The sequence below is a fragment of the Vibrio rarus genome, from assembly GCF_024347075.1.
GTDB classification, from domain to species: domain Bacteria; phylum Pseudomonadota; class Gammaproteobacteria; order Enterobacterales; family Vibrionaceae; genus Vibrio; species Vibrio rarus.
Map to the genome: position 1 here is coordinate 194,003 of NZ_AP024900.1, position 13,738 is coordinate 207,740.

14 protein-coding genes are annotated in these 13,738 nt (G+C 43.8%); 11 read left to right on the plus strand and 3 right to left on the minus strand.

The genetic code is table 11. The features are described from left to right. Positions 1–15: 15 nt before the first annotated feature. From aroB to OCU56_RS00930, 11 genes are all read left to right on the plus strand, one after another. Positions 16–1,119 carry a 3-dehydroquinate synthase gene (aroB, locus tag OCU56_RS00880; RefSeq protein WP_261873733.1) on the plus strand — a complete coding sequence of 368 codons (1,104 nt, stop codon included), beginning with the start codon at positions 16–18 and terminating at the stop codon, positions 1,117–1,119. Between the two features lie 22 nt (positions 1,120–1,141). Continuing rightward, positions 1,142–2,554: an SPOR domain-containing protein gene (locus OCU56_RS00885; RefSeq protein WP_261873734.1), complete on the plus strand. Its 1,413-nt coding sequence runs from the start codon at positions 1,142–1,144 to the stop codon at positions 2,552–2,554. A gap of 67 nt (positions 2,555–2,621) precedes the next feature. Continuing rightward, positions 2,622–3,443, plus strand: coding sequence for a Dam family site-specific DNA-(adenine-N6)-methyltransferase (locus OCU56_RS00890; protein ID WP_261873735.1), 822 nt, complete (start codon positions 2,622–2,624; stop codon positions 3,441–3,443). Positions 3,444–3,546: 103 nt separating this feature from the next. Then, positions 3,547–4,218, plus strand: a complete 672-nt coding sequence (rpe, locus tag OCU56_RS00895; protein ID WP_261873736.1) for a ribulose-phosphate 3-epimerase — start codon at positions 3,547–3,549, stop codon at positions 4,216–4,218. A 1-nt stretch (position 4,219) separates the two neighbouring features. After that, complete coding sequence (locus tag OCU56_RS00900) at positions 4,220–4,903, plus strand: phosphoglycolate phosphatase (RefSeq protein ID WP_261873737.1); 684 nt, start codon at positions 4,220–4,222, stop codon at positions 4,901–4,903. 132 nt (positions 4,904–5,035) lie between these two features. Continuing rightward, the gene (gene trpS, locus OCU56_RS00905; protein WP_261873738.1) at positions 5,036–6,058 is read left to right on the plus strand and encodes a tryptophan--tRNA ligase; all 1,023 of its coding nucleotides are present in this window, start codon (positions 5,036–5,038) and stop codon (positions 6,056–6,058) included. A gap of 114 nt (positions 6,059–6,172) precedes the next feature. Further along, positions 6,173–6,763: an aminodeoxychorismate/anthranilate synthase component II gene (locus tag OCU56_RS00910; protein WP_261873739.1), complete on the plus strand. Its 591-nt coding sequence runs from the start codon at positions 6,173–6,175 to the stop codon at positions 6,761–6,763. Positions 6,764–7,037: 274 nt separating this feature from the next. Beyond that, positions 7,038–8,246, plus strand: a complete 1,209-nt coding sequence (locus OCU56_RS00915; RefSeq protein WP_261873740.1) for an aspartate aminotransferase family protein — start codon at positions 7,038–7,040, stop codon at positions 8,244–8,246. 23 nt (positions 8,247–8,269) lie between these two features. Further along, positions 8,270–9,289: an arginine N-succinyltransferase gene (gene astA / locus OCU56_RS00920; RefSeq protein ID WP_261873741.1), complete on the plus strand. Its 1,020-nt coding sequence runs from the start codon at positions 8,270–8,272 to the stop codon at positions 9,287–9,289. Between the two features lie 23 nt (positions 9,290–9,312). Beyond that, positions 9,313–10,776, plus strand: coding sequence for a succinylglutamate-semialdehyde dehydrogenase (astD, locus tag OCU56_RS00925; RefSeq protein WP_261873742.1), 1,464 nt, complete (start codon positions 9,313–9,315; stop codon positions 10,774–10,776). A gap of 18 nt (positions 10,777–10,794) precedes the next feature. Next, positions 10,795–11,586 carry a DUF1338 domain-containing protein gene (locus tag OCU56_RS00930; RefSeq protein WP_261873743.1) on the plus strand — a complete coding sequence of 264 codons (792 nt, stop codon included), beginning with the start codon at positions 10,795–10,797 and terminating at the stop codon, positions 11,584–11,586. A gap of 128 nt (positions 11,587–11,714) precedes the next feature. Here the strand turns inward: OCU56_RS00930 and crp are convergent, their stop codons facing one another. From crp to OCU56_RS00945, 3 genes are all read right to left on the minus strand, one after another. Then, a complete protein-coding gene (gene crp, locus OCU56_RS00935) occupies positions 11,715–12,347 on the minus strand; it encodes a cAMP-activated global transcriptional regulator CRP (RefSeq protein WP_017029447.1) in 633 nt (210 codons plus the stop codon). A gap of 225 nt (positions 12,348–12,572) precedes the next feature. After that, positions 12,573–13,442 (minus strand): phosphoribulokinase, encoded by an 870-nt coding sequence (locus tag OCU56_RS00940; RefSeq protein ID WP_261873744.1) that lies wholly within the window; start codon positions 13,440–13,442, stop codon positions 12,573–12,575. A gap of 66 nt (positions 13,443–13,508) precedes the next feature. Further along, positions 13,509–13,730, minus strand: coding sequence for a YheU family protein (locus OCU56_RS00945; protein WP_261873745.1), 222 nt, complete (start codon positions 13,728–13,730; stop codon positions 13,509–13,511). Positions 13,731–13,738 lie beyond the last annotated feature (8 nt).

Genomic DNA, 13,738 nt, shown 5'->3' on the forward strand with positions numbered 1-13,738 from the left:
TGAGGAGAGTATCCCATGGAACGGATCACGGTAAGTTTAGGGGAGCGAAGCTACCCAATTTCAATTGGTGCTGGGTTATTGGGTAACCCGGCCCTCTTTTCAAATTTATTCCCATCGTCAAAAGATTTGTCATTACAACAAGTTGTTATTGTTACTAATACAACTGTTGGCCCTCTATACGCAGACAAAGTACAACAACAATTTGTTGATCTAGGGTGTAAAACACAAGTTTTAGAGTTACCTGACGGTGAGAAATATAAGTCATTAGACACCTTTAATGATGTCATGAGCTTTCTGCTTGAGAACAACTGTAGCCGAGATGTGTTACTAGTTGCTCTTGGTGGTGGCGTTATTGGCGATCTCGTTGGTTTTGTGGCCGCGAGTTATCAACGTGGTGTGGACTTTGTGCAAATCCCAACGACGTTATTGTCGCAAGTCGACTCTTCTGTAGGAGGAAAGACGGCGGTCAATCACCCGTTAGGTAAAAACATGATAGGTGCCTTCTATCAGCCTAAATCGGTCATTATTGATATTAATACTTTAGCTACTTTACCTGATCGTGAATTTGCTGCAGGTATGGCTGAGGTAGTGAAATATGGCATCATCATTGATAAACCCTTTTTTGAGTGGATTGAGCAACATATCCATTCATTGACTGAGTTAGAAAGCGCTTCGGTGATCAAAGCGGTGGCTAACTGTTGTCAAATTAAAGCGGATGTTGTCGCACAAGACGAAAAAGAGTCCGGTGTTCGAGCGTTATTGAACCTAGGTCATACTTTTGGTCATGCCATTGAAGCCGAACTAGGCTATGGTAAATGGTTGCACGGTGAAGCCGTGTCTTCAGGTACCGTTATGGCTGCTCGTGCAGCTGCTCATAGCGGCATGCTCGATGCCATTGATGTAGAAAGGATTGAGTCGCTGCTTATTGCGTGTGATTTACCTGTACACACACCAGATAGCATGACTGGCGAAGATTTCATGAAACATATGATGCGCGATAAAAAGGTATTGTCGGGCCGTTTACGACTGATTTTGCCCGATGCCATTGGCCATTCTCAGGTGGTGAGTGATATCGATCTGTCTCATGTTTATCAGGCTATTGAGGATGGTCGTAAATAATAGTAACGAAAAGGGAGAGTGGATGAGCACAGCTCAGAAAGCCACAATGATCAAACTACAATCACAGACGCAAATATTAGATAAATTACGTCTAATGACTCGGTTTGGTTCTAACCTTGTTACTTTTATTGGCTCGAGGGGGGCGGGGAAATCCTTGCTCCTTGAGCAATATCATACTCAATATGTCGCCACTCCATATAAAGCGAAGCTATTAGGGGATGCTTCTACCTCTGTTAATTCTCTAAAGAGAGATGTATTACAGCAGTTGCTACCTAAGACCCCCTTTGTTGCTGAGCGTTCTTTATTTGATCATTTAGATAATGAACTAGGGCTACAGGCCGCAGAGATAGTGGTGCTGATTGATGATGCTCATTTATTATCATCAGAGGTCATTGTTCTTCTGTGGCAGTGGGTTGAGCGTATTCAAGCTCACCCTATGTGGTCTATAAATTTAATTCTGGCTTGTAGTTCTGAGTTATTGCCGAACACAATACAGCCTTTATCTCATCAATTTAATGTACAGCCAGTACAGTTAAACATAGATCCTCTTTCACCAAGAGATGCCGAGTTTTTCCTTGAATTGATGGTGCTTAGAAAGTTTGAAAGTGTAAAAAAACGAGATAAAATTCGCAAAAAAGCCCGTCGTCTGGTGTCTTACCCAGGCGAAATTATGGCATTAGGAAATAAAGTGAACTCGAGAAAACCTGTCTTACCTTCTAATAATGGCTCTGCTAAATACGGTATTGTCATTACACTGCTCATCGTTATTATTTTGCTTGGGCTGTGGCAAGTAATATCCAACACTCAGCCTGAAAATGATGCCGATGTTGCTCATCTTTCAGAGCCTGCGCAGGATGTCACCTTGACACCTGATGAGCTACAGAGCAGTAAAGTAGCGGATTTTTCGGTCATTGAAAAAGAGACATTAACCGAAGATACTGTCGCATTACCGCCAGCAGTGACAACAACAACGGTCACTATTGATGACGGTAGCAAAGGGCGTGAACGAGCAGTACTTCCTGATGAATTAGTAGACTCTCTCATTGACTCAGATTCTCAGGTTAGAAAACCGACAGCCTCAACGGAAGTATCAACATCGCCATTATCTGAACCATCAGCGCCGGTGATTCATTTCTCCTTTTCTCGTTCAGCACTTATGGCAGTGAGTCGTGATCGCTATACCATCCAACTAGGTGCTTTACGAACGATGGCGGAAGTGCAGTCGTTTCTTGATACACACCATATGCAAGATAAAGTGCGCATTTACCCGACCATTCGCGCCGAGAAAAAATGGTACATAATTACCTATAAAGATTTTCGCTATGTAAAACAAGCGAGTCAGGCTATAGAACAATTGCCCACCTCGGTGCAAAGCGTTGGACCTTGGGTCAAGTCTATGGCTCGGGTACATCAAGAGATAGAAGTTGCAAAATAACGCTGAGAGATGGGCCATTTTATGGTACATTTCGCGTCCAAGAAACTATGGGTAGTGAAGACCAGTAATGAAAAAACAACGAGCCTTTTTAAAGTGGGCCGGTGGCAAATATGGACTTGTTGATGAGATTCAGCGCCATCTACCACAAGCAAAAAAGCTAGTTGAACCTTTTGTGGGGGCCGGCTCTGTATTTTTGAATACGGATTACGAGCAATACTTACTGGCAGACATCAATCCAGATCTGATTAATCTGTATAATCTATTAAAGAATGATCCGCAAAGCTATATCAATGAAGCTAAGCGTATGTTCACGCCAGAATACAATCAAAAAGAAGCGTATTTAGACGTGCGTCGTCAGTTCAATGCAACAGACGATATTCCTTTTCGCTCGGTTGCTTTTTTGTATATGAATCGATTTGGCTTTAATGGCCTGTGTCGATACAACAAAAAAGGCGGTTTTAACGTCCCGTTTGGTTCGTATAAAAAACCGTATTTCCCCGAGAAAGAACTGGAGTTCTTTGCCGAAAAAGCGAAGAAAGCCACCTTTGTTTGCGAGGGGTATTTAGAGACATTTAAACGTGCGCGTAAAGGGTGTGTGATTTACTGTGATCCACCTTATGCTCCTCTTTCGACTACAGCAAATTTTACTACTTATTCCAGTAACGGCTTCTCTTTAGACGACCAAGCCGCTTTAGCGGATGTAGCGGAAAACGCCGCATTGAAACGTGGTATTCCCGTATTGATCTCTAATCACGATACCAAACTAACCCGACGCCTATATCATGGGGCGGATTTGAATGTGGTTAGAGTGAAACGCACCATTAGTCGCAATGGTGCTGGCCGTAATAAAGTAGACGAATTATTGGCTTTGTTTAATCACGGGGAGTAGCCCCGCCCCCAACTCTTACAATCATTTTAAAATTGTCCTTTTAGTTTATCGTTTGCTTTTGTAGAATTGCTCGCAAATTGAACGCCTTATTACAGGGACAACCATGACCGATTTTCTTATTGCACCATCTATTTTATCTGCAGACTTTGCTCGCTTAGGCGAAGATGTAGAGCGTGTGCTCGCCTCTGGTGCCGATGTGGTGCACTTTGATGTAATGGACAACCATTACGTGCCAAACCTAACGTTTGGTGCACCTATCTGTAAAGCTCTGCGTGATTACGGTATTACGGCACCTATTGATGTCCATCTTATGGTTAAGCCTGTCGATTCTATTGTTCCTGAATTTGCTAAAGCGGGCGCTAGCATGATTACCTTTCATGTAGAAGCATCCGAGCACGTGGATCGCACCCTACAACTGATTAAAGAGCACGGCTGTAAAGCGGGAGTGGTGCTTAACCCTGCCACGCCGTTATCGCACTTAGATTACATCATGGACAAAGTGGATATGATTTTGTTGATGTCAGTAAACCCTGGCTTTGGCGGTCAATCGTTTATCCCTAATACGTTAGACAAACTGCGCGCGGTGCGTAAACGCATTGATGAAAGTGGTCGTGATATTCGTTTAGAAATTGATGGTGGAGTTAAGGTGGAAAATATTCGTGAAATCGCTGAAGCGGGTGCGGATATGTTTGTCGCCGGTTCTGCTATTTTTAATCAGCCGGATTATCAGCAAGTGATTGATCAAATGCGCGCAGAGTTAGCGAAGGTTAAATAAGATGTGTACTCGCTCAATTAAACTGATTGCTTTTGATCTTGATGGTACTTTACTTGATAGTGCGCCAGACTTGGCGGTGGCCGTGGATTTAGCTATGCAAGCTATGCATCGTCCTAGGGTAACGGAAGCGCAAGTGCGTACTTGGCTGGGCAATGGTGCCGATAACTTAGTGGCTCGAGCATTGAGCCAAAATATGGTTGTCGACGCTAGCTTAAGCGAAGAGAGTAAGACACAAGCAAGAGCGCACTTTGACCATTATTATGCTGAATGTGGCCATACTAAAAGTGCCCTATATCCCAAAGTGAAAGAGACGCTGCAGGCTTTGCATGACGATGGATATCAACTGGCTATTGTAACCAATAAGCCGTCTCAGTTCGTCCCTGAAATATTGTCGCAACAGGGGCTTGAGGGGTTATTTGTCGATGTTTTAGGGGGTGATACGCTACCTAAGATAAAGCCTGACCCTATGCCTCTAAACCATTTGCTAGACAAGCATCAACTGGCGACGACAGAGATGATCATGATAGGTGACTCCAAGAATGACATTCTCGCGGCCAAAAATGCTGGGGTGATCTCCGTGGCATTACCCTATGGGTACAATCATGGGGAGCCGATTCAGTTAGCCAACCCTGATCATCTGCTTGATGACTTATCATACCTGCCAAAATTATTAACTCTCCTCTAAATCGTAATTAATGAGCCTGATTAGACAAGTTAGGCTCGTTTCGCCATTTTTTTCTTTCAATATATTCATCGATGAGTACACTGTTTTATCGAATGAAAATTTTATATTAGAAGTATTGAGGAAGTAATTATCATGTCCAAACCAATAGTGTTAAGTGGTGTTCAGCCATCCGGTGAATTAAGCATTGGCAACTATCTTGGTGCTTTGCGTCAGTGGAATCAGATGCAAGATGATTATGACTGTCAATACTGTGTGGTGGATCTACACGCTATTACCGTTCGTCAAGATGCTAAAGCGTTGCATGAAGCAACACTGGATGCTCTTGCTATTTGTCTTGCTGTTGGCGTTACACCGGAGAAGAGCACCTTGTTTGTGCAGTCTCACGTTCCTGAGCACGCGCAATTGGGTTGGATTCTAAACTGTTACACCCAAATGGGTGAACTGAACCGTATGACTCAGTTTAAAGACAAATCACAGCGTTATGCGAATGATGTGAACGTTGGTTTGTACGATTATCCGGTATTAATGGCCGCTGATATCTTGCTGTATGGCGCTCACCAAGTTCCTGTCGGTAACGATCAGAAGCAGCACCTTGAATTAGCGCGTGATATTGCGAACCGCTTTAATAATATCTATTCCACTCCTGAAGCGCCGATCTTCCAAGTACCAGAACCTTACATTCCTTCGGTAAATGCGCGCGTCATGAGCTTGCAAGATGCGAATAAGAAGATGTCTAAATCTGACGATAACCGTAAAAACGTCATCACGCTTCTTGAAGAGCCAAAGTCGATCATTAAAAAGATCAACAAGGCGCAAACGGATCCTGACAACCCGCCACGCATCATCTACGATGTGGAAAACAAAGCGGGTATTGCCAACTTAATGGGCTTGTATTCAGCCGCAACGGGTCAATCATTTGCAGAAATCGAAGCGCAATATCAAGGCGTGGAAATGTATGGTCCATTTAAGAAAGATGTGGGTGAAGCACTGGTTGCGATGCTCGAGCCGATTCAATCTGAATATCAGCGCATTCGTCAGGACATGCCTTACCTTAATGAAGTGATGAAAGCTGGAGCGGATAAAGCGTCAGCAAGAGCGGCAGTAACGCTGGATAAAGTATACCAAGCGGTCGGCTTTGTTCGTCGCCCTCGTTAATAGTTTAAGATGAGCCGTTATTTGTTACGATTGCTATAACAGATACTTGCTCAAATAAGTTGTGATAGAATGCCATCGCCGTCAGGGGGATGGCATTTTTTATTGGATTTTAGCATGCTGTTGATCATTGATAATTATGACTCTTTTACTTACAACCTCTATCAATACTTTTGTGAGTTGGGTTGTGAAACGAAAGTGGTGCGCAATGATGCGATTACGATTGCAGAAATCGACGCCTTGCAACCGGATGCTATTGTCATTTCCCCTGGACCTTGCACGCCTGATGATGCCGGTATTTCCTTGCAAGTGATCCAAGAGTTTATGGGGAGCATTCCCTTACTTGGGGTGTGTCTAGGGCATCAAGCCATTGCTCAAGTGTTTGGAGCAAAGGTGGTGCGTGCTGAGAAAGTCATGCACGGGAAAACGTCACCGATTCAACACACGGGTGTTGGCGTTTTCTCCGATTTAAATAACCCGTTAACGGTTACCCGCTACCACTCCTTAGTGGTTGAGCGAGAATCCTTCCCCGATTGTCTTGAAGTGACGTCTTGGACTTTAGACGCCAATGGGCAAGTGGAGGATGTTATGGGCTATCGGCACAAGACGTTGCCAATTCAAGGGGTGCAATTTCATCCGGAATCAATAAAAACGGAGCAGGGTCTTGAGCTGCTCGGAAACTTTGTAAAATCACTCCCACAAAAATAAAGCATATCTATTGAGTTTATTTGCATAAGATTTTAGCTGTCTATTAAGGGCGTTGCTCAATGTTGTTATGTAATATGATCTTTTTTTCTGAATATTACCCATCTCGAGTCACACAGTGCACATTTTGTTCGGTATACTAGTGTTATCAAGGCTATTTTCCCCTTGAAATAGTTAATAAATTGTAAATACTATGTCTATACAGAAGAAATGCCTCCTAAAATGCATAAATAACGAGTTTTGTTAAGCGTAAGGGGAGTGCATAAAGGAGTGAAAGATGACAGAAGTAACGCGTAAAGACTTCGATGAAGTTATGGTTCCTTGTTATAACCCTATGTCAATTATTCCAGTTAGGGGTGAAGGATCGCGAATCTGGGATCAGCAAGATAACGAGTTCATTGATTTTGCTGGTGGTATTGCTGTGAGCTGTTTAGGTCACTGCCACCCAATCATGGTTAAAGCTTTATCAGAACAAGCGAATAAGTTGTGGCATCTTAGTAATGTTATGACTAACGAACCTGCTCTGCGTTTAGCTAAAAAACTGGTTGAGTTGAGTTTTGCTGAGAACATCTTTTTTGCTAATTCCGGTGCCGAAGCAAATGAAGCGGCATTAAAACTGGCTCGTCGTTATGCTGTGGATGAGTTTGGTGAGAAAAAATCAAAAATCATTGCATTTAACCAAGGTTTTCATGGCCGTACCTTCTTTACGGTAACCGTAGGTGGTCAAGCCGCCTATTCGGACGGTTTTGGGCCAAAACCTGGGGATATTGAACACATTCCTTATAACGATATTCAAGCATTTGAAGCCGCGATCTCTGATGATACATGTGCGGTAATGATGGAGCCATTACAGGGAGAGGGTGGCATCATTGCTCCAACCCCTGAGTTTGTCCAAACAGTACGAGAGTTGTGCGACAAGCACAACGCACTGTTGATTTTTGATGAAGTGCAAACAGGTAATGGACGTACCGGTGATTTCTATGCTTATCAAGGGCTAGGGGTCACGCCAGATATTTTAAGCACCGCTAAGTCTCTTGGTGGTGGATTCCCAATTGCTGCTGTTCTCACCAGCAAAAAGTTAGCCAAGCACCTGAAGGTTGGTACTCATGGTTCCACTTATGGTGGTAACCCATTGGCGTGTGCCGTGGCAGAAGCCGTTGTTGGTCATGTATCTCAACCAGAGGTTCTTGCTGGAATCAAAGAGCGCGAAGCAATGTTCCGTGCCGAACTGCAACGTATCAACGCCAAATACCCTATTTTCTCTGAAGTAAGAGGTAAAGGTTTATTGTTAGGTGCAGAGCTTAATGATGACTGGAAAGGCCGTTCTCGAGATGTACTCGTTGCAGCAGGAGAGGAAGGACTGCTTGTACTAGTGGCTGGAGCAAACGTGGTTCGTTTTACTCCTTCATTAGTGATTTCTCCTGAGGAGATACAACAAGGTTTTGCGCGCTTTGAAGCAGCTATAGCGAAACTGTACACCCTATAGATAACTATCAGGAGGATAGTGGGATGCTAGTAGTACGCCCGATATTTAAGGATGATTATGACTCGCTGCACTTGTGTGCAGAGGAGTCGGGCCATGGCTTTACTTCGTTACCGGTCAATCAGGAATTATTAAGCAATCGAATTGCTCATTCTGTAAATAGCTTTCAAAAAACTGAGGTGTCATCACCTGGTGATGAAGGGTATTTAATGGTTGGTGTTGACTGCGATAGCGGTGAAGTTGCGGGTACTACTGGCATAGAAGCATCCATTGGCTGGGATGCGCCTTTTTACTCATATCACATCAGTAAAGTGGTGCACTCATCCCCCCAGTTAGGCGTTAATAACGTAGTTAAGTTATTGACCTTTGGCAATAATTACACCGGATGCAGTGAAATCTGCACTCTGTTCTTACGCCCTAAATTTCGGGGTGGCTTAAATGGTCGCTTAATGTCGAAGTGTCGCTTTCTTATGATGGCTGAGCACCCCCACCGTTTCTCTACAACGATTTTTGCGGAGATGAGAGGGGTATCCGATGATAAGGGCAACTCTCCATTTTGGGATTGGCTGCAAGAGCACTTCTTTTCGATCGATTTTACTTTGGCGGACTACCTGACTGGGATTGGTAACAAGGGGTTTATTGCCGACTTGATGCCTAAATTGCCTATTTATATCAATTTGCTAAGCCCTGATGCGCAAAATGTCATAGGAAAGGTGCACGATAACACGCGCCCTGCATTAAAACTTTTGGAAAATGAAGGGTTTACATGCCGAGACTATGTGGACATTTTTGATGCAGGCCCTACAGTTGAGTGCGATTTACGCAATATAGATACAGTGCGTCATTCCTTTAGAGCCAAGGTATCTATTGCTGAGCATGGCAGTTCCATTAGTTATTTGATTAGCAATACTTCATTTGAACATTTCAGAGCAGTGGCGCAACAAGCGGCATTTGATGCTGAAACCCAAAGTGTCATTATTAGCCCTAAAGTTGCCCAAGCTCTGCAAGTTGAGGCCGGTGATTGGGTACGAATGGCGGCGGTGTAAATCGAACAACAAGGACGAACGTAATGGAAACGCATTTTATTGCAGGTGAGTGGATTTCAGGGCAAGGACATGATGTTAACTCTTTAGCTCCCTATAATAGCGAAGTGGTTTGGCAAGGGCATAGCGCGACTAAAGGTCAGGTGGAATTGGCTGTTGCGAGCGCTCGTCATGCTTTTTTGGCTTGGAAAAAACAGACATTTGCTCAGCGCGAGGCTGTGGTGCTACGTTTTGCTCAATTGGTCAAAGATAATGCTGAGCTTATTGCACAAACGGTGGCGAAAGAAACAGGAAAACCGTTATGGGAAACGCGCACCGAAGCGACTGCCATGGCTGGCAAAATTGCGCTTTCAATTCAATCTTATCATGAGAGAACCGGTACAAAGCACAAGCAAGTAGCGGGTAATGATGTCACCTTACAGCACCGCCCGTTAGGAGTGTTGGCTGTCTTTGGTCCATATAATTTTCCTGTCCATTTACCAAATGGACATATTGTGCCAGCGTTGTTGGCAGGAAATTCCGTGGTATTTAAACCTTCGGATCTCACTCCACTGTGTGGCGAGCTTGCCGTTAAATTGTGGCATGATGCGGGCTTACCTAAAGGTGTTATCAATTTGGTTCAGGGCGGCAAAGAAACAGGCATTGCATTAGCTGAGTCTGCTCAAATAGACGGTCTGTTATTTACCGGTAGTGCGAATACGGGGCATATTCTTCATCGTCAATTTGCCGGTCAACCGGAAAAAATGCTGGCGTTAGAGATGGGAGGAAATAACCCTCTTGTCGTGAGTGAGCAGTTTGGTGATATAGATGCTGCCGTTCATACCATAGTTCAGTCAGCATTTATTAGTGCAGGACAACGATGTACTTGCGCGCGACGCCTGTATATTCCTGAGGGGCAAGGGGGAGATGAGATAGTAGCGCGCCTTGTTGAAGTCACCCGCAAGCTTAAGATGGGACAACCATTTTCAGAGCCTCAACCTTTCATGGGTACCCTCATTTCTCGAGGCGCTGCAGAGCAAATTATTGTCGCAAAACAGACATTAATGGGTTTAGGTGCTAAGGCGTTGCTAGATGGTGAACTGCTGGATCACGCGTTTGTTGCACCAAGTATTTTAGATGTAACGGACATCGCTGAGTTACCAGACGAAGAGTATTTTGGCCCGTTGTTACAGGTAGTGCGCTTTACTGATTTCGCCCAAGCTGTCGAGTTGGCGAATAACACTAAATATGGCCTTTCTGCAGGATTAATTTCAACTAATGATGAACAGTGGCAATACTTTTCTGATGAAATTCGTGCCGGCATTGTTAACCGAAACCGCCCTATAACCGGTGCCAGTGGTGATGCACCATTTGGTGGCCCGGGTGCATCAGGAAACCTGAGACCTAGTGCATTTTATGCGGCGGATTACTGTGCGTATCCCATGGCTTCTATTCAGGGGGCTGAGTCTGTTTTTCCAGAGACCTTGTCTCCGGGTCTTCAGTTCGATTAACCCTTACAAGGAGTTACCATGAGTGTGCAAAAGCTATTTGACCTATTGTGGCATGACTTTAATGGTCGGCTTTGTCCTTCTTCCGTTACGATTCATGAGTTGTTAAAGCAAAATAAAGTGCTGATCAATGATCATATCGCATTACGAACTTTTGCCTGTTCGCCCATTGATTTGAAGGTATTGGCCAAACCACTACTTGAACTTGGCTATCAGGCGGGGGGAGAGTATGTGTTTACCGCTAAAAAGTTGTTAGCCAAGCATTATCAGCATCCAGATCCTCTCATGCCTAAGGTTTTTATCAGTGAGCTTCAGTTAGATCAGTGCTCGAGTGAGTTACGTACTATAGTGGCTAAATTGGTGTCGCAAATAGATGACGGCCAACTTGAGGGGAGTGATTTTCTGCATGGGGGCAGGTTGTGGAACTTGAGCTTTGCGGACTATCAACAATTGGCGAAAGAGAGTGAGTATGCCTCTTGGGTGGCCGCCCATGGGTTTGGTGCGAATCACTTTACCGTGAGTGTCAATCAACTTGCCCAATTTCAAGATGTCGCAGAGGTGAATGCATTTTTAAAGCAGAAGGGTTTTGTTATTAATGCTTCGGGTGGAGAAGTGAAAGGCACGCCACAAGTGCGGTTAGAGCAATCATCTACTATGGCTGACAAGGTAAATGTTGCCTTCTCTGATGGAGAGCATATGATCCCTGGCGGCTTCTATGAATTTGCCAAGCGCTATGAAGTGTCTCAAGGGAAGCTCTATCAAGGGTTTGTGGAAGCTTCTGCGGATAAAATATTTGAAAGTACGAATAAGTAATTCGATTAAGCTAATGTCAATTACAGTAAGTAAATAATTAGAAGTTTATTACGATTGGTCTAAGTATAAAAATAAAAAAAACCACTGTTAAATAACAGCGGTTTTTTATCTTTAATTGTAGATGTTTATTAGCGAGTGCCGTAAACCACAATCGTTTTACCGTGTGCAGAGATAAGATTCTGCTCTTCAAGCATCTTCAAGATACGGCCTACAGTTTCACGAGAACAACCTACAATCTGACCGATCTCTTGACGAGTGATCTTGATTTGCATGCCGTCTGGGTGAGTCATAGCATCTGGCTGTTTAGCAAGGTTTAGTAGCGTCTGTGCAATACGACCTGTAACGTCAAGGAATGCAAGGTCACCTACTTTTTGGCTAGTAACTTGTAGACGGTTAGCCATTTGCGAAGAAAGACGCATTAGGATGTCTGGGTTAACTTGGATAAGCTGACGGAATTTCTTGAATGAGATTTCTGCCACTTCACATGGAGATTTTGCTCGAACCCAAGCTGTACGCTCTTGATCGTCTTCGAAAAGACCCAATTCACCGATGAAGTCACCTTGGTTTAGGTAAGAAAGAATCATTTCTTTCCCTTCTTCATCTTTGATCAATACGGCAACAGAACCTTTTACGATGTAGTAAAGCGTTTCTGCTTTTTCACCAGCGTGGATCAATGTGCTCTTTGAAGGGTATTTGTGGATGTGGCAATGTGACAAAAACCATTCTAACGTTGGATCTGTTTGAGGTTTACCTAAAACCATATTCTTTTCTTCCTCTCTCAGCGAGTATAATTATGTTCCCCGCCAACCCCGTATAAGTAGGGGGCGTGGGCGTAGTTGCTGCTACTACTTTTAATTTTAACAGTACGAATAGTAACTTTTTTTCAGTTAAATTTCTTGATTTTGTTAGGTATCAACTGTCGATTTTACAATCAAAACCGTGTTCTCAATCACACTCTTACGCAACAACCTAACATAATGTGAAAATTAGCCTATTTTACCTGTCTCCAATAGTTGTTGCAGGATAGGGCGAATAATCAACTCCATAGCAAAACTCATTTTTCCGCCTGGTACAACCAGCGTATTGTGACGAGACATAAATGACCCATCAATCATGGCCAGTAAGTAGGGAAAGTCGACATTCTTAAAGCCGCGCATACGGATGACTACAAAGCTTTCATCTAAGCTCGGTATTCCTTTGGCGTTCAGTGGGTTTGAAGTATCTACCGTGGGTACTCGTTGAAAGTTAATATGGGTGCGAGAGAACTGTGGGGTGATGAAATTAAGATAGTCATCCATAGAGCGAACAATGGAGTCCATTACCGCTTCTCTAGAGTGCCCTCTGTCTCGGGTGTCTCGAACAAACTTTTGAATCCACTCCAGGTTGACGATAGGTACCATGCCGATCAGCAGGTCCACGTGTTTGGCGACATTACATGTACTATCTACCACGCCACCATGCAGACCCTCGTAGAAAAGCACATCACTTTCCTCTGGCAATTCTTGCCATGGAGTAAAGGTACCGGGCATTTGGTTATAAGGCACCGCTTCATCAAATGTATGCAAATAACGACGCACTTTACCTTCGCCTTTTTCGCCATACTCTTTAAAGAAGTTCTCAAGGGCGGGAAAGTCATTTGCTTCTGGTCCAAAGTAACTGATATGACGGCCTTGGTCTTTAGCTTTACGAATGGCGACATCCATTTCAGGACGAGTGAAACGATGAAAGCTATCTCCTTCAATCCAAGCCGCCTTTACTTTCATCATATTGAACATTTTACGGAAAGCTTCAGAGGTGGTGGTGGTACCTGCACCAGAGGAGCCGGTAACCGCTATTATGGGATGCTTAGCTGACATGACTTTCCTTGTCTTGTATTTGAATGTGGAATAACGGTATGTAAATTGAGCGTAACCGTTAAAGTATCATAAAAGTTTTGCGTTGTGGCTCACTTTTATATCAATGCTTTCATGCAATTCAGAATAAACAATGACCGCAGTGCCTTGTTGCAGTTGAAGCTGAATTTGTTCTATTTTGTCTTGCAGTGATATTTCGACATCACCATAGTCGGTGCCTTCTCTTAGGATGTACTCTTTGATCAGGGTCTCTAAAGTTTGTGGGGCAATCTCTTTCCAAGGTACGATCATGCTGAATG